Origin of the sequence: Rhizobium metallidurans (genome assembly GCF_014196505.1) — a bacterium.
Lineage (GTDB): Bacteria > Pseudomonadota > Alphaproteobacteria > Rhizobiales > Rhizobiaceae > Rhizobium > Rhizobium metallidurans.
Window position 1 is genome coordinate 295,396 of record NZ_JACIDW010000002.1, and the last position, 19,460, is coordinate 314,855.

16 protein-coding genes are annotated in these 19,460 nt (G+C 62.4%); 7 read left to right on the plus strand and 9 right to left on the minus strand.

Going from position 1 to position 19,460, the window contains the following annotated elements; all coding sequences use genetic code 11:
- Positions 1–128: 128 nt before the first annotated feature.
- The 8 genes from GGQ67_RS05325 to GGQ67_RS05360 all read right to left on the minus strand — a co-directional run bounded on the left by GGQ67_RS05325 (position 129) and on the right by GGQ67_RS05360 (position 8,567).
- Positions 129–842 (minus strand): ParA family protein, encoded by a 714-nt coding sequence (locus tag GGQ67_RS05325; RefSeq protein WP_183899156.1) that lies wholly within the window; start codon positions 840–842, stop codon positions 129–131.
- 242 nt (positions 843–1,084) lie between these two features.
- Positions 1,085–2,236 carry an iron-containing alcohol dehydrogenase gene (locus GGQ67_RS05330; RefSeq protein ID WP_183899157.1) on the minus strand — a complete coding sequence of 384 codons (1,152 nt, stop codon included), beginning with the start codon at positions 2,234–2,236 and terminating at the stop codon, positions 1,085–1,087.
- Positions 2,233–3,618: an aldehyde dehydrogenase family protein gene (locus GGQ67_RS05335; RefSeq protein WP_183899158.1), complete on the minus strand. Its 1,386-nt coding sequence runs from the start codon at positions 3,616–3,618 to the stop codon at positions 2,233–2,235. Before GGQ67_RS05335 ends, GGQ67_RS05330 begins: the two co-directional genes overlap by 4 nt.
- A 16-nt stretch (positions 3,619–3,634) precedes the next feature.
- Positions 3,635–4,051, minus strand: coding sequence for a type II toxin-antitoxin system VapC family toxin (locus tag GGQ67_RS05340; protein WP_183899159.1), 417 nt, complete (start codon positions 4,049–4,051; stop codon positions 3,635–3,637).
- The gene (locus GGQ67_RS05345) at positions 4,044–4,526 is read right to left on the minus strand and encodes a helix-turn-helix domain-containing protein (protein WP_183899160.1); all 483 of its coding nucleotides are present in this window, start codon (positions 4,524–4,526) and stop codon (positions 4,044–4,046) included. The genes GGQ67_RS05340 and GGQ67_RS05345 overlap by 8 nt, the downstream gene beginning before the upstream one ends.
- Positions 4,527–4,605: 79 nt before the next feature.
- Positions 4,606–5,973, minus strand: a complete 1,368-nt coding sequence (locus GGQ67_RS05350) for a glutamine synthetase family protein (RefSeq protein ID WP_183899161.1) — start codon at positions 5,971–5,973, stop codon at positions 4,606–4,608.
- Positions 5,974–6,122: 149 nt separating this feature from the next.
- The gene (locus GGQ67_RS05355; RefSeq protein ID WP_183899162.1) at positions 6,123–7,670 is read right to left on the minus strand and encodes an amino acid permease; all 1,548 of its coding nucleotides are present in this window, start codon (positions 7,668–7,670) and stop codon (positions 6,123–6,125) included.
- Between the two features lie 126 nt (positions 7,671–7,796).
- Positions 7,797–8,567: an N-formylglutamate amidohydrolase gene (locus tag GGQ67_RS05360; RefSeq protein ID WP_183899163.1), complete on the minus strand. Its 771-nt coding sequence runs from the start codon at positions 8,565–8,567 to the stop codon at positions 7,797–7,799.
- 179 nt (positions 8,568–8,746) lie between these two features.
- Here GGQ67_RS05360 and GGQ67_RS05365 point away from each other — a divergent pair, with 179 nt between their 5' ends.
- The 7 genes from GGQ67_RS05365 to GGQ67_RS05395 all read left to right on the plus strand — a co-directional run bounded on the left by GGQ67_RS05365 (position 8,747) and on the right by GGQ67_RS05395 (position 15,422).
- The gene (locus GGQ67_RS05365; RefSeq protein WP_183899164.1) at positions 8,747–9,619 is read left to right on the plus strand and encodes an SIS domain-containing protein; all 873 of its coding nucleotides are present in this window, start codon (positions 8,747–8,749) and stop codon (positions 9,617–9,619) included.
- Between the two features lie 178 nt (positions 9,620–9,797).
- The gene (locus GGQ67_RS05370) at positions 9,798–10,901 is read left to right on the plus strand and encodes an extracellular solute-binding protein (protein ID WP_183899165.1); all 1,104 of its coding nucleotides are present in this window, start codon (positions 9,798–9,800) and stop codon (positions 10,899–10,901) included.
- A gap of 79 nt (positions 10,902–10,980) precedes the next feature.
- On the plus strand, positions 10,981–11,877 hold the full coding sequence (locus tag GGQ67_RS05375; protein ID WP_183899166.1) for an ABC transporter permease: 897 nt from the start codon (positions 10,981–10,983) through the stop codon (positions 11,875–11,877).
- Entirely contained in the window at positions 11,874–12,662 is a 789-nt protein-coding gene (locus GGQ67_RS05380; protein WP_183899167.1) for an ABC transporter permease, read from the plus strand. The genes GGQ67_RS05375 and GGQ67_RS05380 overlap by 4 nt, the downstream gene beginning before the upstream one ends.
- An 11-nt stretch (positions 12,663–12,673) precedes the next feature.
- The gene (locus GGQ67_RS05385; RefSeq protein WP_183899168.1) at positions 12,674–13,735 is read left to right on the plus strand and encodes an ABC transporter ATP-binding protein; all 1,062 of its coding nucleotides are present in this window, start codon (positions 12,674–12,676) and stop codon (positions 13,733–13,735) included.
- Positions 13,736–14,170: 435 nt separating this feature from the next.
- A complete protein-coding gene (locus GGQ67_RS05390; protein WP_047505879.1) occupies positions 14,171–14,476 on the plus strand; it encodes an NIPSNAP family protein in 306 nt (101 codons plus the stop codon).
- A gap of 76 nt (positions 14,477–14,552) precedes the next feature.
- The gene (locus GGQ67_RS05395; RefSeq protein ID WP_183899169.1) at positions 14,553–15,422 is read left to right on the plus strand and encodes a hypothetical protein; all 870 of its coding nucleotides are present in this window, start codon (positions 14,553–14,555) and stop codon (positions 15,420–15,422) included.
- Between the two features lie 106 nt (positions 15,423–15,528).
- Here GGQ67_RS05395 and metH read toward each other — a convergent pair whose 3' ends face one another.
- A complete protein-coding gene (gene metH / locus GGQ67_RS05400) occupies positions 15,529–19,302 on the minus strand; it encodes a methionine synthase (RefSeq protein WP_183899170.1) in 3,774 nt (1,257 codons plus the stop codon).
- Between the last annotated feature and the right edge of the window lie 158 nt (positions 19,303–19,460).

Consider the following 19,460-nt stretch of genomic DNA (forward strand, 5'->3'; position numbering starts at 1 on the left):
ACCCACCCGGCGCGAAAACGGGCAGTGATGCGCATGTGCGCGATCGCGTCGACACGGGGGACCGATCCTGCGCCAATGAAAATGCGCCCCAGCGGACCGGGGCGCATTTTCAATCACAAAATGAGTGTTCAGGCAGCCGAGCGGATCAGCGGGCCGGTGATGCGGGCCGCCGCGGGCAACCGCACCGGCAGCTTGCGCATGATCTCCTCGGCGAAACAGAGCGCGTTTTCGCGCGCCTTGTCGAGGTTGCTGGCGCGGGCCGGATCGAGCGTGTGCAGCGTGCCGCCGCAATCGAAGATGTCGCGGAAGGCGGAGCGCTCGATGATCGCGGTGTCGAGCACCGGGACCTGCCGTTCGTTGAGCAGCGACTTGACGATACCGAGCGCCCGTGTCGTCACCATCGAGTTGACGCGCGTCAGCACGACGGAGTGACCGATGCGGATACCGGCCTTCTCGTCGAGATACTGCAGCAGCTCCAGCACCTGCGCGCCGCCGCGCGCATCCATGGCGCAGCCCTGGATCGGGATCAGCACGTGGTCGGAAAGACCGATCGCCGTTGCCAGCATCGGATTGCGGGCGCCCGGCAGGTCGACGATGAAGTAATCGGTGTTGTGCTTGTTCTCGGCGATATGCTGCGGCAGCGACGCCGAGGTCACGAAATCGATCACCGAGACGTTGGGAACGTGGCCGGAGATTTCGTGCCAGCGCGAAATCCAGTGCTGCGGATCGGCATCGAGGACGGTTACGCGGTAGCCCTTGCGGGCAAGCTCCGTGGCGAGAAGAAGAACAGCGGTGGTCTTTCCGGCTCCGCCCTTGGTGTTTGCAAACGTGATGACTGCCATGTTCGGTCCTCGAGGGGAAATATCGTGAGCCGGAATCGCTCTCTTGCGCACATCGGGATGCATCGTGCGGTTACTGCATCCTTTCCAAACATGGTTAACAATTCCTAAACAAGGCATTCGAAATCCGGGTCCGCATTTCTTGCAGCCGCCGCGCGCATTCATCCTGAAAGCCCTGCCCCACAACGAAAAAGGCCCGGAAAGCGACGTGCTTTCCGGGCCAGGTCTCAGGTCCGCATTTTCTGTCAGAAGCAGTCCTTGAACAGCGCCTTGGTGTTTTCGAGCGTCATCGCGACAGGGTTTCCGCCGGCGCTCGGGTCCTCGATCGCCATCGCCGATAGTTCGTCGATTCGATCCGGCTTGATACCCATCGCCGAAAGGCTCTCCGGCACGCCGAGGTCCGAACGCAGCTTCAGCACGTAGTCGTAGAACCCGTCGAAGCCCCCGGCGATCCCGAGATAGGCCGCCGCACGCGCGATCTTGTCTTCGATGACGGCGCGGTTGAAGCGCAGCACCGCCGGCATAACGACGGCGTTGGTCATGCCGTGGTGGGTGTTGTAGACGGCGCCGATCGGATGCGACAGCGCGTGGATGGCACCCAGCCCCTTCTGGAACGCGACCGCGCCCATGGCCGCGGCCGACATCATGTTGGCGCGCGCTTCGAGATCCGTGCCCTCCTTGTAGGCGCGCGGCAGGAACTCCTTGACCAGCCGCATGCCCTCAAGCGCGATGCCGGCCGACATCGGGTGGTAGAAGGGCGAGGAATAGGCCTCCAGGCAATGCGCGAAGGCATCCATGCCGGTTCCGGCGGTGATGATCTTCGGCATCCCGACCGTCAATTCCGGATCGGCGATGACGACGCCGGGCAGGAACTTCGGATGGAAGATGATCTTCTTCACATGCGTCTCGGAATTGGTGATGACGCTGGCGCGCCCGACCTCCGAACCGGTACCCGCCGTGGTCGGCACCGCCACGATGGGCGCGATCCCCTCGATGGAAGCGCGCGTCCACCAGTCGCCGATATCCTCGAAATCCCAGACCGGACGCGTCTGGCCGGCCATGAAGGCCACGCACTTGCCGAGATCGAGGCCCGAGCCGCCGCCAAAGGCGATGACGCCGTCATGGCCGCCATCCTTGAACGCCTTGACGCCGGCCGCGAGGTTCTTCTCGTTCGGGTTCGGATCGACATCGGCGAAGATCGCGCGACCAAGCCCGGCCTCCTCGAGGATGTCGAGCGCGTTCGACGTGATCGCCATCGAGGCCAGGCCGCGATCGGTGATCAGCAGCGGCTTCTTCATGCCGAGGCTCTTGGCGGCGTCCGCCAGCTCCTTGATGCGGCCGCGGCCGAGCTTGAATGAAGTCGGGTAGCTCCAGTTGGCTGTGATATGCGCGCTCATGCTGTGACTTTCTTCAGATGGTAGGATTTCGGACGCGTCAGGTTCTGGAAGCCGATGATCGACAGCGAGCCGCCACGGCCGGTTTCCTTGACGCCGGTCCAGCACAGAGCCGGATCGAGATAGTCGGCGCGGTTCATGAACACGGTGCCGGTTTCGATCTCGCGGCCAAGCCGCCCTGCCCGCTCGGCGTCCCTGGTCCAGAGCGAGGCCGTCAGCCCGTACTGGCTGTCGTTCATCAGTTCAAGCGCCTCGTCGTCGCTCTTTACCTTCATGATGCCGACGGCGGGACCGAAGGTTTCCTCGCGCATGAAGGCCATCGAATGATCGACATTGACGAGGATCTGCGGCGCGAGATAGGCGCCGCCGTCATCCTGCGGGAAGAGCTTCGGATCGACCAGCGCCTTGGCGCCCTTGGCGACGGCATCGGCGATCTGCTCACGCACGACCTTGGCGAAACGCTTGTTCGCCATCGGGCCGAGCGACGTTTCCGGATCAAGGGGATTGCCGAGCCTGTAGTTCGACACCCAGGCGACGGACTTCTCGACGAAGCTGTCATAGAGCTTTTCATGCACATAGATGCGCTCGATCCCGCAGCAGCACTGCCCGGAATTGTAGGTCGCGCCGTCCATCAGCGTATCGACCGCCGCATCGAGATCGGCATCCTCCATGACATAGCCGGGGTCCTTGCCACCAAGTTCGAGGCCGAGACCGGTGAAGGTTCCGGCCGCCGCGCGCTCCATCGAACGCCCGCCTTCGACCGAGCCGGTGAAGTTCACGAAGTTGAAGCTGCCGGCGGCAATCAGCGCCGACGTCGTCTCATGGTCGAGGAAGACGTTCTGGAAGACATCCTCGGGAACACCGGCTTCGACGAAGGCCTGCACCAGCCGCTCGCCGACGAGAAGCGTCTGCGACGCATGCTTCAGCACAACCGTATTGCCCGCCATCAGCGCCGGCGCGATCGTGTTGATCGCCGTCATGTAGGGATAATTCCACGGCGCCACGACGAAGACGACGCCGTGCGCCTCGCGCTCGATGCGGCGCTCGAACTTGTCGCTCTCTTCGACAACCAGCGGCGCCAGCGCGTCGGCCGCGATCGAGGCGACGTAGTTGGAGCGCTCGTTGAAGCCCTTGTACTCGCCGCCGTAGCGGATCGGCCGGCCCATCTGCCAGGCAAGCTCGGGAACGACGACGTCGGACATCTCGTTCAGCCGCGCGACACCCTTCAGCACCAGCTGGACACGGTCTTCCAGGGGCCGCCTTGCCCAGGACTTCTGTGCCTTGCGGGCGCGCGCCACGACCTCCTTCGCCGCCTCCAGCGGAAGCGCCGGACGCTCGGCGTAAACCGATCCGTCGATCGGCGATATGCATTGAATTACAGTCATTTCCAAGCTCCAGTCATTAACAGGCCAGCGTGCGGACATGTCCCGCGACGCCGTAGGAAAGGATCGCGCGGTCGCGCGTGATGATGGTCAGGTCGTTCTCCCGCGCCGTGGCGATGAGAATGCGGTCGATCGGGTCTTTGTGGGCGAGTTGCGGCAAGGAACAGGACGCCATGAAGATGTTCGCGGTCACCGGTTGTTCGTCGATGTCGGCTTCGAGCCTGAAGTCATTATACCACCTCTCCGCGGTCTTGGTTTCGCTAATGCGCCCTCGTGCCAAAAGCATCGCCATCTCCCAGGCCGTCACAGCCGAAACGAAAATCGGTCTCCCGGCAGCCTTTGCAGACGCGAGCGTGGTCAACGCTCCCTCCGCCAAGGGCTCCCTTTTCGCCATCCAGATCGCGGCGCAGGTGTCGAGCAGAAAAGCGCTATTCATTGTAAAGCTTCTCGCCCCACTCCTCGTCCCAATCCATTGGCGCGGTAAGATCGACCCCCGGCATTATGGTCAGCGTCCCCTTCATGCACCCCCAGGCCGGGTGCACCTCGAGCAGCGTGCCATCCTCCAGTTCCATCCAGCGCTTGCCATCCTTGTAGATGACGTCGTCCTCCGTAAACATCTTGACGGGCGGCTCGTCGGGCGCCACCGGACCGGTGTTGCCGCCCTCGTAGCCCGCCTGCTTCTTCTCGGCGAAGCCGGCGACGACACCACGTCGATGCGCCGCCACTTCCGCCAGCGCAACGCCGAGATAATCGGCGATCTGGTCCTGCTCGTCGGCGCTCATCTTCCGCTCGCCGCTCAGCATGCGCGACACCGCGCTCGGATCAAGCCCCATGAACCGGGCCATGTCGCGAAGCGACGCGTCGCGTTCGGAAAGCTTCTCGTAGAACCATGCGCTGTCGATCACACCCATGTCGATCTCCTCTGGAAACGCCGGATTACATTAGCACAATGCGACCAGCGCAACAATCAGAGCGAGTGTTGCGATTATCTCATGCCCGCTCGAATCCGCGCGCCACCTCCCAGTCCGTGATCCGCCGATCATACTCTTCCTGCTCCCACTCCGCCGCGCGAGTATAGTGGTCGATGACGTCGTCGCCGAAGGCATTGCGCAGCATCTTGGACTTGGTCATCGCCGTGGTCGCGGCCCTCAGCGTGCGCGGGATCTCTCGCACCTTGCGCGCGCCATAGGCGTCGCCGACGAAGGGCGCTTCCAGCTCCATCTTGTTCTCGATCCCGTCGATCCCCGCCGCCAGCAACGCGGCGAAGGCGAGATAGGGGTTGAGGTCGGAGCCGCCGACGCGGCACTCGATGCGGATCGCCTTGGTGCCGTCGCCGCACAGACGATAGCCGGCCGTGCGGTTATCCTTGCTCCAGATCGCCTTGGTCGGCGCGAACGTACCGGCCATGAAGCGCTTGTAGGAATTGATGTATGGCGCCAGGAAATAGGTGATCTCGCTGGCATGCGCGAGCAGCCCGGCGATGTAGTGTTCCATCAGTGGCGACATCCCGTACTTGCCCTTGTCGTCGGCGAACATCGGTGTCTTGCCATCCGCGCTCCACAACGACTGGTGGATATGCGACGAGCTGCCGGCGGCGTTGTAATGCCACTTGGCGAGGAAGGTGATCGCCTTGCCCTTGGCCCAGGCGATTTCCTTGCAGCCGTTCTTGATGATCGAGTGACGGTCGGCCATGGCGAGCGCATCGGCGTAGCGCACGTTGATCTCCTCCTGGCCGGCCGAAGCCTCGCCCTTGGAGTTCTCGACGGGAATGCCGGCGCCCTGCAGCCCGGTGCGGATCGCCCGCATCACCTCTTCCTCCTTGGTGGTCTGGAAGATGTGATAGTCCTCGTTATAGGCGCTGGCGAGCTTGAGGTTGCGGTAGCCGGATGCCTGAGCGGATTCGTAGGTCTGGTCGAACAGGAAGAACTCGAGCTCCGAGGCCATGAACGCCTTCATGCCCATGTCTTCCAGCCGCTTGACCTGCCTCTTCAGTATCGCGCGCGGCGAATGCGGCACTTCCTCGTGGGTGTGGTGGTCGAGCAGGTCGCAGAGCACGAGTGCTGTCCCCTCGAGCCATGGAATGCGCCGAAGCGTCGAGAGATCCGGCTTCATCGTGTAGTCGCCGTAGCCCTTTTCCCAGCTGGTCGCCTTGTAGCCGGAGACGGTCTCCATCTCCATGTCGGTGGCGACGAGATAGTTGCAGCTGTGCGTTTCCTTCCAGGCGCTTTCGAGAAAGTATTCGGCCTGGAAACGCTTGCCCATAAGCCGACCCTGCATGTCGACCTGGCATGCCAGCACGGTATCGATGCGTCCGTCGGCAACGTCCTGCTTCAGATCGTCGAGAGTATAGATGCTCATATGGACCTCCCCATAAATTTAAACTGAAATCGGGCCAACGAAACGGCATGCGCCGTGCGGCGATGCCGCGCCGGACTGCGCCTGGTCTATTGTCGGTCAACCGGAATGCGGGGTCGCCGGACGCGGCCCCGCTGTTTTGCAGGAATGCCTCAGCTTTCGCCGACAGCCTTTTCGGCGGCCGCGATCTCCGCCTGGCGGCGCGCCACTTCCTCGCCGATCGGCGGTCCCTTGAAGCGCCGGCTCTCGAAGCCGAACCACACGATAGCAGTCAGCACCAGGAAGCCGACGGTGATGTAGAGCGCCCACTCGTTCGGCGGCTGCACGCCAAGAACGAAGATCAGGATCATCGCCATGATGGTCAGCACCGAGAACAGCTTGTACATGCCCTCGCCGATGTTCCACGGACCCATCTTGTCCCACTTCGACGTGCCCCAGGCGAAGAGGCCGAGCGTGATCGGGATCGCGAAGGAGAAGAACAGGAAGATGACCGTGCAGGAGACGACGATCGTGTAAACCGGCGTATCGCCGATCGACACCAGCGACGAGCCCCAGACGAAGAGCACCGACAAGATGGAGCCCGTCCAGATCGCCGAGACCGGCGTGCGGTACTTCGGGCTGACCTTGGCGAGCGTCTTGGAAGCAGGCAGGCCACCGTCACGCGAGAAGGCGAAGATCATGCGCGACACGGACGTCACGGTCGCAAGGCCGCACAGCCACTGGCTGACGAGGATGGCGAAATAGAGCAGATCCTTGACGATGGGATTGACCTGCGCGTTCATCGCCCAGAAGAACACGTTCCAACCCTGCTTGGCGGCGTCGTCCATGTTCGGCAGCATCAGCACGAACGAGCACAGCATGATGTAGCCGAACAGCGCCGACCAGAGCACGGAGGAGACCATGCCACGCGGAACCGAATGCGCCGCCTTCACCGTCTCTTCGGACGTATGCGCCGATGCATCGTAGCCGGTGATCGTGTAGATCGGCAGCAGGAGACCAAGCAGGAACACCCAGGTTCCAGACGTCTGCGGCCAGACATTGCCGCCCGCTTCGCCGGAATAGTTGGCGAAGGTGAAGAGGCGAGCGAAGTCGAAGGACGGTGCGGCGATGAGGCATACCGCCGACAGCACGATCGCCGTCGCGAAGATCAGGTAGCCCGAGAAGTCGGTGAGCTTCGCCGTCAGGCCGATACCCATGTGGTTCACGAGTGCCTGGGCGCCGGTGATGATCACCAGGAAGAGGATACGGACTGTCGTCGTGTCTTCCAGGCCGAGATAGGTCGTGCCGAACGAGCCCATGAAGAAGTAATAGGTGCCGACGTTGATGGCGCCGAGAACGGTGACGAGGCCGAGCAGGTTGAACCATGCCGTCAGCCAGCCGGTGAAGCGGTTGCCGAGAATGGACCCCCAGTGATAGAGGCCGCCGGCCGTCGGATAGGCCGAGCTGATCTGCGCCATGGCGACGGCGAATACCAGCGAAACGAAGCAACCGATCAGCCAGCCGATGCCGATGGCGGCACCGCCAGCACCCGATGTCGCCTGCGCCAGCGAGTTGATGCCGCCGGACAGAATGCAGATGATCGAGAATGAAACGGCGAAATTCGAAAACGAGCTCATGCGCCGTTCGAGTTCCTGGGCGTAGCCCATGGAATGCAGGATGTGCACATCCTGCTTCTTGTCGAGTTCCGAATAATCGGACATGACGTCCCCCTGTTTAGCCATCAACCGCGGAATTGCGGCTGATTATCCAGTGCCAAAGTGCCCGCGACGTTTTCGCCTGCGGGCGGATCGCAGTTAGACTGCTCCCTGGGGTCTTATCTTTTGTCGTCAGGCGTCCAGGCTCTGCTGGAGCAGCCTTGTCAGATAGCTGGCCATGACCCCTTGGCCAGCCGGGTCTGCGATGAGGTCGTTGCGGACCTCGATCATTACATTGCGCAATCCGTTCGACAGCCCGTGCAGGATCAGCGTGTGCGTCACGCCGTCCGAGGGGCCGTAAGGCTGGTTGCGCTCAACTCGATAGTGCGTCGTCCCCGCCACCGCGGCAAGCATCGCGTCCGCCAACCGGCTATCGTCATCATGCAGGACACCGACCTCGACGGCGCGCGTCTTGCCGTGGAAGACGGGCGTGAAACTGTGGACGGTGACGATAATCGTCTCCTGCCCCCGCGCCTTGCGATCACGAATGAGTGCGCGAATGGCGTCATGAAACGGGATATACAAGGCCTCGGTGCGCGCCGTCTTTTCTTCAGCGCTCAGGCCCGCATTTCCCGGAATGTCGTAGACCTCGCTTTTCTCAGGCATGGCGCCGACCGATTCCGGCGGCCTGTTGCAATCGTAGATCAGGCGCGAAAACCGCTGGTGAACCAGCGTCGCATCGAGCGCCTCGGACATGGCGCTGGCGACCGCGAGAGCGCCGGGATCCCAGGCGATGTGACTGTTGAGCGCGTCCTCGGAAAGACCGAGCGTCCCGAAGCGGGCGGGCAGGAGCCGCGATGCATGTTCGCAGACGAGAAGCACCGGGCTGGCGCCATCAGGTCTCTCGACCGCGACGCACGCCCCTTCCCCTTTTCCGAGCACTTCCAACCGAGCAAGCACCACAGTCGCTCCACCACAACTGTTAATAAAATACTTATAAGAAAAGAATTCTTCAGCTTTCCACGAGTGTCAAGCGCGTACTGAAAAAATCTTTTCATGACAGTGGTTGACATGGATTGTGACAGCGTTGTTAACTTTGAGTGGGAAAGTGGCACAAGACCAATCCCGGGGAGCAAGATCGCGTGACCGTTGCGTCGAAGACAGTTTCAGACGTAATCCACTCGCATTTCGGCGTGCTCACGCGCGCCGAGAAGCAGCTGGCCGAAAGTCTGTTGGACAACTACCCGGTCTCCGGACTGGGAAGCATCACCACGATTGCCGAGAACGCCGGCGTGTCGACGCCGACGGTCGTGCGCATGGTGCAGAAGCTCGGTTTCAAGGGCTATCCCGATTTCCAGGCGCATCTGCATCAGGAAGTCGAGGCAACGATCTCCAATCCGATCGCCAAGCACGATCGCTGGGCATCGAACGCGCCCGGAACCCATATTCTCAACCGCTTCGCCGATGCCATCATCGACAATCTGCGCCAGACGCTGACCGGCCTCGACACCGCGACCTTCGACAGCGTCGCGACCCTTCTGTCGGACCGCAAGCGCAATCTCTATTTCGTCGGCGGCCGCATCACCGGCGCGCTCGCCGAATATTTCTTCACGCACATGCAGGTCATTCGCCCCAATACGGCGCTTCTGTCGGCCAATTCGAGCAGCTGGCCGCAATATGTGCTGAACATGAACCCCGGCGACCTGCTGATCATATTCGACATCCGGCGCTACGAGCAGGAGCTCGTCAGCCTCGCCACCGCCGCCAGAAACAGCGGCGCCGAGATCATCATCTTCACCGACCAGTGGGCCTCCCCCGCGACCAAGCTGGCACGCCATACGTTTCGCGTGCAGATCGAGGCGCCGTCGGCATGGGACAGCTCAGTGGTTACTCTTTTCATCGTCGAGGCTCTGATCGAGGCCGTTCAGAATTCGACATGGGACGAGACGAAGGAGCGCATGAAAACACTGGAGGGCCTGTTCGAGCAGACCCGGCTCTTCCGCAAGCTCGGTTAGGAGGGACAATTACGACAGCGCGGATGAAACAGGTGGAAACAAGGACATGTCGCAATCGAAACATCCTTGCCAAACGCCCACGATACAAAGAAAAAATAGCGTCATCCAACTGTCACACAAGCTTCACGTAACGTCAGTAACAGCATCGTCGGACACTGAAACCCGAAGGAGAACAACAGTGATCTCTAATCTTTCTCGACTGCTCTCGCTCTCTACAGCAATTGTTGTGGCTTCAACCGCAATTGCTGCCGCAGAGCCAAGCGCTGAACTCATCGCCGCCGCCAAGAAGGAAGGCACGCTGACCACCATCGCTCTTCCGAACGACTGGTGCGGCTATGGCAACCTCATCGCTGGTTTCAAGGCGAAGTACGGCATCGAAGTCAACGAACTGAACCCGGATGCCGGTTCTGGCGATGAAATCGAAGCCATCAAGGCCAACAAGGGCAACAAGGGCCCGCAGGCTCCCGACGTTATCGACGTCGGCCTCTCCTTCGGCCCGACCGCCAAGGCCGAAGGCCTGATCCAGCCTTACAAGGTTTCGACCTGGGATTCGATCCCCGACAGCGCCAAGGATCCGGAAGGCTACTGGTATGGCGACTATTACGGCGTTCTCTCCTTCGTCGTGAACACCGACATCGTCAAGAACGTGCCGAAGGACTGGGCCGACCTGAAGAAGTCGGAATACGCCAACAGCGTTGCTCTCGCTGGTGACCCGCGCGCCTCCAACCAGGCCGTTCAGGCTGTTTACGCCGCCGGCATCGCGGCTGGTGAAAAGGACGCGACCAAGGCTGGCGAAGCCGGTCTCAACTTCTTCGGCGAACTCAACAAGGCAGGCAACCTCGTTCCTGTCATCGGCAAGTCCGCTTCGCTGGCACAGGGCTCGACCCCGATCGTCATCGCCTGGGACTACAACGGCCTGTCCTGGCGCGATACGCTGAAGGGCAACCCGCCGGTTGAAGTCGTCGTTCCGGCATCGGGCGTCAACGCCGGCGTTTACGTCCAGGCGATCTCCGCCTACGCTCCGCACCCGAACGCCGCCAAGCTCTGGATGGAATACCTCTATTCGGACGAAGGTCAGCTCGGCTGGCTGAAGGGCTATTGCCACCCGATCCGCTTCAACGATCTTGCCAAGAACAAGAAGATCCCGCAGGACCTTCTCGACAAGCTGCCGCCGGCGGCCGCCTATGAAAAGGCTGTCTTCCCGACGCTCGAAGAGCAGGCTGCTGGCAAGACCGCCATCACCGGCAAGTGGGACAGCGTCGTCGGCGCCAACGTCCAGTAAGACTGTTTGAATCTCGCCTCCCCGCCGTCACCGGCGGGGAGGCTTTTGCCCCTCCGACGCCGCAAGAAGAGCTTTTTCAATGAGCACTGTTTCGACGACGCCCGCGGTGAGCACGGCCCCGCTGATCACCAAGGACCGCGTGATCGACTGGCTGGGCATCGCACCCTTCATTATTTTCGCGCTGCTTTTTCTCATTATTCCCACGCTCTACCTTGTGGTCGGCGCCTTTCTGACGCCCGAGGGCAACTTCACGCTGAAGAATATCGGTGACCTCTTCACGCCGACGATCCTCAGCGCCTACTGGATCAGTATCCGTGTCTCGGTGGCCTCCGCGCTCGGCGGCGCGCTGATCGGCTTCTTCCTGGCCTGGGCGGTGGTGCTCGGCGGCTTGCCGACATCGGTGCGCTCGACGCTTCTCACCTTCTCCGGCGTCGCCTCGAACTTCGCCGGCATCCCGCTCGCCTTCTCGTTCCTGGCGACCCTTGGCCGTACCGGCCTGGTGACCGTCTTCCTGCGCGACTGGTTCGGCTTCAACCTCTACGGCACCGGCTTCAACCTGCTGTCCTTCTTCGGTCTGACCATCACCTACATGTATTTCCAGATCCCTCTGATGGTGCTGATCCTGACGCCGGCGCTCGACGGCATGAAGAAGGAATGGCGCGAGGCGGCCGAAATCCTCGGCGCCAGCAATTTCCAGTATTGGACCAAGGTCGCCCTGCCGATCCTCTGGCCGAGCCTTCTCGGCACCACGCTGCTGCTCTTCGCCAACGCCTTCGGCGCGATCGCCACCGCCTATGCGCTGACGGGCTCCTCGCTCAACATCGTTCCCATCCTGCTCTACGCGCAGATCCGCGGCGACGTTCTTCATAACGCCAACCTCGGCTATGCGATCGCGCTCGGCATGATCGTCATCACCGGCGTGTCCAACGTCCTCTATCTCATGCTGCGCATGCGCGCTGAACGGTGGCAGAAATGAAGGCTCAAAAGCTCGGCGCCTGGATCGCCATCATCATCGGCGCGACCTATTTCATCGTGCCGCTCCTCGGAACCATCGAGTTCTCGCTGCGCATGCGCCGCGACGCCTACAGTTTCGACGCCTACCTGTCGGTCTTTTCCGACGAGCGCTTCCGCGCCACCTTCGGCTATTCGATGCTGATGGCGCTCCTGACCATCGTCTTCGGCATGCTCCTGATCGTGCCGACGGCCTATTGGGTGCGCCTGCGCATGCCGCAGATGCGCCAGGTGGTCGAGTTCATCACGCTGCTGCCGCTGGTCATCCCGGCCATCGTCATCGTCTTCGGCTATCTGAGGATGTACAACTCCTCGTCCTTCCTGCCGATGACCGCGACGACGATGGGCACCAACATCCTGCTCGTCTTCTCCTACATCACGCTATCGCTTCCCTACATGTATCGCTCCGTCGATACCGCCATGCGCGCCATCGACGTCCGAACGCTGACCGAAGCCGCCCAGAGTCTGGGCGCCAGCTGGTGGACGATCATGTTCAAGTGCATCTTCCCGAACGTGATGAGCGGCGTTCTCTCGGGCGCCTTCATCACGCTTGCGATCGTCATGGGCGAATTCACCTTCGCGGCGCTGCTGAGCCGCCCGGCCTTCGGCCCCTACCTGCAGCTGGTCGGCGCCAACCGGGCCTACGAGCCCTCGGCGCTCGCCGTGATCGCCTTCTCCATCACCTGGCTCAGCATGGGCCTGCTCAATCTCGTTTCGCGCTTCGGCAGATCCCGTCCGGCCAAGGCTTAAGGTATTTCGACATGTCTTTTCTCTCGCTGACCAACATTCAGAAATCCTTCGGCCAGGTTCAGGTCGTCAAGAACTTCAACATGAACATCGAGAAGGGAGAATTCGTCTCCTTCCTCGGTCCGTCGGGCTGCGGCAAGACCACGGTTCTGCGCATGATCGCCGGCTTCGAGAACCCGACCGGCGGCAATCTCAGCATCGCCGGCAAGGACATCGCGCCGCTGAAGCCCAACCAGCGCAACATCGGCATGGTGTTCCAGGCCTACGCGCTCTTCCCGAACATGACGGTGCATGACAACGTCGCCTTCGGCCTGAAGATCGCCGGCAAGCCGAAGGCCGAGATCGATGCCCGCGTCAAGGAAATGCTGGCGCTGATCCACCTCGGCCACCTCGCCGACCGCTACCCCTACCAGATGTCGGGCGGCCAGCAGCAGCGCGTGGCGCTCGCCCGCGCCCTCGCCGCCAAGCCGCAGGTGCTTTTGCTCGACGAGCCGCTGTCGGCGCTCGACGCCAAGATCCGCGTCTCGCTGCGCGAGGAAATCCGGCAGATCCAGCAAACGCTCGGCATCACCACCATCTTCGTCACCCACGACCAGGAAGAGGCGCTGTCGATCTCCGACCGCATCGTCGTCATGAACGGCGGCCGCGCCGACCAGATCGGCACCCCCTTCGAGATCTACAACACGCCGGCCACGCGCTTCGTCGCATCCTTCGTCGGCACGCTGAACATCATCGAGGCCAAGGTGGTCGATCCCGCCGCCAACCGCATCCAGATCGGCGACCAGGGCGTCACGCTGAAGCAGTCGGTCGCCACCTACAAGGCCGGCGACACCGTCTCGCTGGCGCTGCGCCCGGAAGCGGGTTCGCTCGCCGAGAGCACCCCGAGCGACACGAAGCTCACGGGCGAAGTCGTCTCCGCCCACTTCCTCGGCTCCGTCATCCGCACCCGCATGAACGTCGGCGGCAATGTCATCTCCTTCGACATGTTCAACAGCCCCGGCGTCAGGCCGCCGGCCACCGGCGAGACGGTGACGCTGCGCTTCATGGCGGCCGATCTGCTGGTTATCAGGGACTGAGATCGGCGGCGCTGCATGAATTCAGCGCCATTTCACCGTTTTCACCCTCATTCCTGTGCTCGTCACGGGAATCCAGTCAGCCCAAGTCCTTGGACTGGAAAGACTCCTCCGCGTCGCAGACGCGACGCTGCTGGATCCCTGTGACGAGCACAGGGATGAGGGTGTTTAGGTTTGCGCGAGTGCCCGATCTTGCCCGCTGAATTGTTCGCTTTGCCACACGCAACCGACTGGTCAGCGATCGTGTTCCCAAAACACCAGAAAACGCTTGAAATCCCCACCCCATTGCGCGACGACGGCCAGACGAAGTCATCTCGACAACGTCAGCCCGCACCCTGTCGCCCAAACCAGCGGCTTGCCTTCGGCGCGGGACGACAACACACCAAGCGGACAACGGCCGACGGGCGTTTCACCGGCTCCCCCAATGCGAGTATGTCAATGATCACCTGCCATCTGCGTTATGTCATCGATCCCTACAAGGTCGCCGAATTCGAGGAATACGCCAGGCTCTGGATTCCGATCGTCAACCGCATGGGCGGCAACCACCACGGCTATTTCCTGCCCTCGGAAGGCGCCAATAATATCGCTGTCGCCTTGTTCTCCTTCCCGAGCCTTGCCGCCTACGAAGACTACCGCACCCGCATGGCCGTCGATCCCGAGTGCCAGGCAGCATTCGATCTCGACAAGCGCAACCGCAGCATCATCAGCTATGAGCGCAGCTTCATGCGCCCCGTTCTCGGCTGACCGAGACGTCACCACATCAGCGAAGGCCGACCCGCTCGGCCTTGCATTGGCACCCATGACGAGGAACTGAAGAACGATGCCGGCACCTCAGATCAAGATCCTCGACGCGCTCTCCGTACCGGGAAATCCGGCCAAGCCGAACGACGACCGCTTCAGCTATAACGAGGCCTGCGCCTTCGTGATCGATGGCGCGACGGGCCTTGGCGACCGCCAATACATGGACGCATCGGGCAGCGACGCCGCCTGGGTCGCGGCCCGCTTCGCGGACGGCTTCAGGCAACGGATCACGCGCCAGACGCCGGTTTCCGATGTCGCGCGCGCCGTGTCGCAGGAGGCCAGGGCAATGTTCCTCGGCAACAATCCCGATGTGCCGCGCTACGCCTGGCCGCTATCCGCCTTCTCGATGATCCACGCCACCGACGACCGCCTGACCTTCTACGGCCTCGGCGATTCCTGCGTCTTTCTCCTGCAGGAAGATGGATCGGCGCGCTTTCACATGGCCATTCCCGACGCCTATGTCAGGGAGCAGGCACACGCGCAAAGCCATATCGCCCGTACCGGCGGCATCACCAGGGATGGCGGCGCGCTCGGCAATGCGGAAACGCTGGCGGCCCTGCGCCGCCACCGCGAAAGCCAGAACACCGCGGGCGGCATCTGGACCTTGGGTCTCGTGCCGGAATCGGCGGACCATCTCGTGTCGGAAGAATTGAAGATAAAGGGCCGCGCCCACGCCATCATCTGCAGCGACGGCCTCGCCGATCTGGTCGTGCTCTACGAAGCCTACGACGCCGCAAGTCTGGTACGCACGGCGCTCGACAAGGGCCTCGCCCCGATGATCGAGGAACTCCGCCGCTTCGAGCGCGAGACCGATCCCGAGGGCCTGCGCTATCCCCGCTTCAAGCAGAGCGACGACACGACCGCGATCCTGGTCGAACTCACAGCCTGACATCGGACCGACGAAACAGCGATTTCCGATTCAGGATCAGGCCCTTGGCGGGTGGTCCTGAATCATTTTCTCCGGCAATTGAATCAGTGCCTGAAGACGCGCCCGATCAGGCCGCGTCTTCCACTTCATCGCGCGGCTTCGAGGGCACGTAGTTGAGCACCGGCCCGAGCCAGCGTTCGACCTCGGAGATCTCCATGCCCTTGCGGCCGGCATAATCCTCGACCTGATCCCGCTCCACCTTGGCAACGCCGAAGTAGTAGGCGTCGGGGTGGCCGATATAGATGCCCGAGACGGACGAGCCCGGCCACATGGCGTAGCTCTCGGTGAGCTTCACGCCGGCGGCGTTCTCGGCATCGAGGAGCGCGAACAGCGTCTTCTTCTCGGTGTGATCGGGCTGCGCCGGATAGCCGGGCGCCGGGCGGATACCGGCATATTCCTCGGTGATCAGCTGCTCCTTGCTGAGCGCCTCGCCCTTGGCATAGCCCCAATACTCGCGACGCACCTCTTCGTGCATGCGCTCGGCGAAGGCTTCCGCGAAACGGTCGGCCAGCGCCTTGACGAGGATCGACGAGTAATCGTCGTTGGCGCGTTCGAAGCGCTCGGCTATCGCCACTTCCTCGATACCGGCGGTAACGACGAAGCCACCGACATAATCCTCAACGCCACTGTCGACCGGCGCCACGAAGTCCGACAGCGCCACGTTCGGCCGGCCGTCGCGCTTCGAAAGCTGCTGGCGCAGTGTGTAGAAGGTCGCGAGCTCTTCCTTCCGGCTGTCGTCCTTGTAGAGGCGGATATCGTCGCCGACGGTGCCGGCCGGCCAGAAGCCGATGACGGCGCGCGGCCGGAACCACTTCTCGTCGATGATCTTCTTCAGCATCGCCTGCGCATCCGCCCAGAGCGCCCGTGCCGCCTCGCCCTGCTTCTCATCCTCGAGAATGGCGGGATAGCGGCCCTTCAACTCCCAGGTCTGGAAGAACGGCGTCCAGTCGATATATTCGGCGAGCGTCGCCAGATCGTAATCCTCGAACACCTTGGTTCCGAGGAAGCTCGGCTTTGCGGGCGCGTGCGCCGACCAATCGACTTTCTGCGCGTTCTCGCGGGCACGCGCCAGCGGCAGGCGCACCTTCTCGGCCTCGCTGCGGGCGTGCGCTGCCGCGACCTTGGCGTATTCGGCGCGAATATCGGTTATGTAGCCGTCACGGTTCTCGGGCGAGAGCAGCGACGAGACCACGCCGACCGCGCGGCTGGCGTCGGTGACGTAAACCGTCTGGCCCTTGTTATAGCCGGGATGGATTTTCACGGCCGTATGGACGCGGCTGGTCGTGGCGCCGCCGATCAGAAGCGGCAGATCCAGACCCTGGCGCTCCATTTCGGCCGCCACATGCACCATCTCGTCGAGCGACGGCGTAATCAGGCCCGACAGGCCGATGACGTCGACCTTCTCGGCCACCGCCGTCTCCAGGATCTTCGTCGCCGGCACCATGACGCCGAGGTCGATGATCTCGTAATTGTTGCAGGCGAGCACGACGCCGACGATGTTCTTGCCGATATCGTGGACGTCGCCCTTGACGGTCGCCATCAGGATCTTGCCGGCCGACTTGCGGTCGTCGCCGCCGTTCAGCCGCTTCTCTTCTTCCATGTAAGGAAGGAGCACGGCCACGGCCTGCTTCATCACGCGCGCCGACTTGACGACCTGCGGCAGGAACATCTTGCCCGAGCCGAACAGGTCGCCGACCACGTTCATGCCCGCCATCAGCGGGCCTTCGATGACATGAAGCGGACGGGCGGCGGCAAGGCGCGCCTCTTCGGTATCGGCATCGATGTATTCGGTTATGCCGTTGACCAGAGCATGCTCGAGACGCTTCTCGACCGACCATTCGCGCCAGGAGAGATCCTGCACGCGTCCCTCGCGGGCAGCACCGCCACGGAACTTCTCGGCCACCTCGAGCAGCCGTTCGGTCGCGTCGCTGCGGCGGTTCAGCACCACGTCCTCGCAGGCCTCGCGCAGCTCCGCGTCGATCTGGTCGTAGACCGCCAGCTGGCCGGCATTGACGATGCCCATGTCCATGCCCGCCTGGATGGCGTGGTAGAGGAACACGGCATGCATCGCCTCGCGCACCGGCTCGTTGCCGCGGAACGAGAAGGAGAGGTTCGAAACGCCGCCCGATATGTGCACCAGCGGCATCGTCTTGCGGATCGTGCGCGTCGCCTCGATGAAGTCGACGCCGTAATTGTTGTGCTCCTCGATGCCGGTCGCGACCGCGAAGACGTTCGGGTCGAAGATGATGTCCTCGGGCGGGAAGCCCGCCTTTTCGGTCAAGAGCTTGTAGGCGCGCGTGCAGATCTCGACCTTGCGGTCATAGGTATCCGCCTGCCCCGTCTCGTCGAAGGCCATGACGACGACAGCCGCGCCATAGGCATGCAGCAGCCTCGCCTGCGCCAGGAAGTTCTCTTCGCCTTCCTTAAGCGAGATCGAGTTGACGATCGGCTTGCCCTGAACGCGCTTCAGGCCGGATTCGATGATCGAGAACTTGGAACTGTCGATCATCACGGGCACGCGAGCGATATCCGGCTCGGCGGCGATCAGGTTCAGGAACTCGACCATCGCCTTTTCGGAATCGATCAGGCCTTCGTCCATGTTGATGTCGATGATCTGCGCGCCGTTTTCCACCTGGTCGCGCGCGACATCGAGCGCTGCCGTGTAATCGGCATTGGTGATCAGCTTGCGGAAACGCGCCGAGCCCGTGACGTTGGTGCGCTCGCCGACGTTGACGAAGGGAATGTCCTTGGTGAGCTCGAAGGGCTCGAGGCCCGAGAGCGACATGAACGGACGATGCTCGGGGATCGGGCGCGGCTTGTACTTGGCCACGACCTCGGCGATCGCCTTGATGTGCTCAGGCGTCGAGCCGCAGCAGCCGCCGACGATGTTGACGAGGCCTTCGCGGGCGAACTCGTCGATCTGGGCCGCCATCAGCTCGGGCGTCTCGTCATACTGGCCGAACTCGTTGGGAAGGCCGGCATTCGGATAGGCGCAGATGAAGGTATCGGCAACGCCCGACAGCTCCTGCAGGTGCGGACGCATGGCGTTGGCGCCGAGCGCGCAGTTCAGGCCGATCGTGAACGGATTGGCGTGGCGCACCGAGTTCCAGAAGGCCGACGGCGTCTGGCCCGACAGCGTGCGGCCGGAAAGGTCGGTGATCGTGCCCGAGATCATCACCGGCAGGCGGATGCCTTTCGCTTCGAAGCGCTCCTCGCAGGCAAAGATCGCAGCCTTGGCGTTCAGCGTGTCGAAGATCGTCTCGATCAGGATAATGTCGGCGCCGCCGTCGATCAGGCCGTCGATCTGCTCGGCATAGGCGATGCGCAGGTCGTCGAAGGTGACGGCGCGGAAGCCCGGATTGTTCACGTCAGGCGAGATCGAGGCCGTGCGGTTGGTCGGACCGATGGCACCGGCCACGAAACGGCGGCGGCCATCCTCACGCTCGGCGCGGATGCAGGCGCGCCGCACGACTTCGGCACCTTCCTTGTTCAGCGCATAGACCTCGCCTTCCATCGCGTAGTCGGCCTGCGCGATGCGGGTGGAGGAGAAGGTGTTGGTCTCGAGAATATCGGCGCCGGCCTTGGCGTATTTGTAATGGATCTCCTCGATCGCATCCGGCTGCGAGAGGATGAGAAGGTCGTTGTTGCCCTTCTGGTGGCAGGAGCAGCCGATGAACCGGTCGCCGCGGAAATGATCCTCGTCGAAACCGAGCCCCTGGATCTGCGTGCCCATGGCGCCGTCAAGGACCAGAATGCGTTCGCTGGCGGCTTTCCTGAGCGCCGCGAACACTTCACTGCCGTCGCGCTTTTCCCCTTCGGGGCCAAACAGATTGTTGAACACGGGCGGACTCCTTGACGTCATTATAAAGACAAGCCGCCCAAATCACATAAAGATATCTTTATGTCAATATATCAGCGACATTTTCGCCATTGCCGGCGCACGGCGGATGACAGACTCGAACGCCCCCTATATAGGCAATTTCAAAGCATTGTGTATGA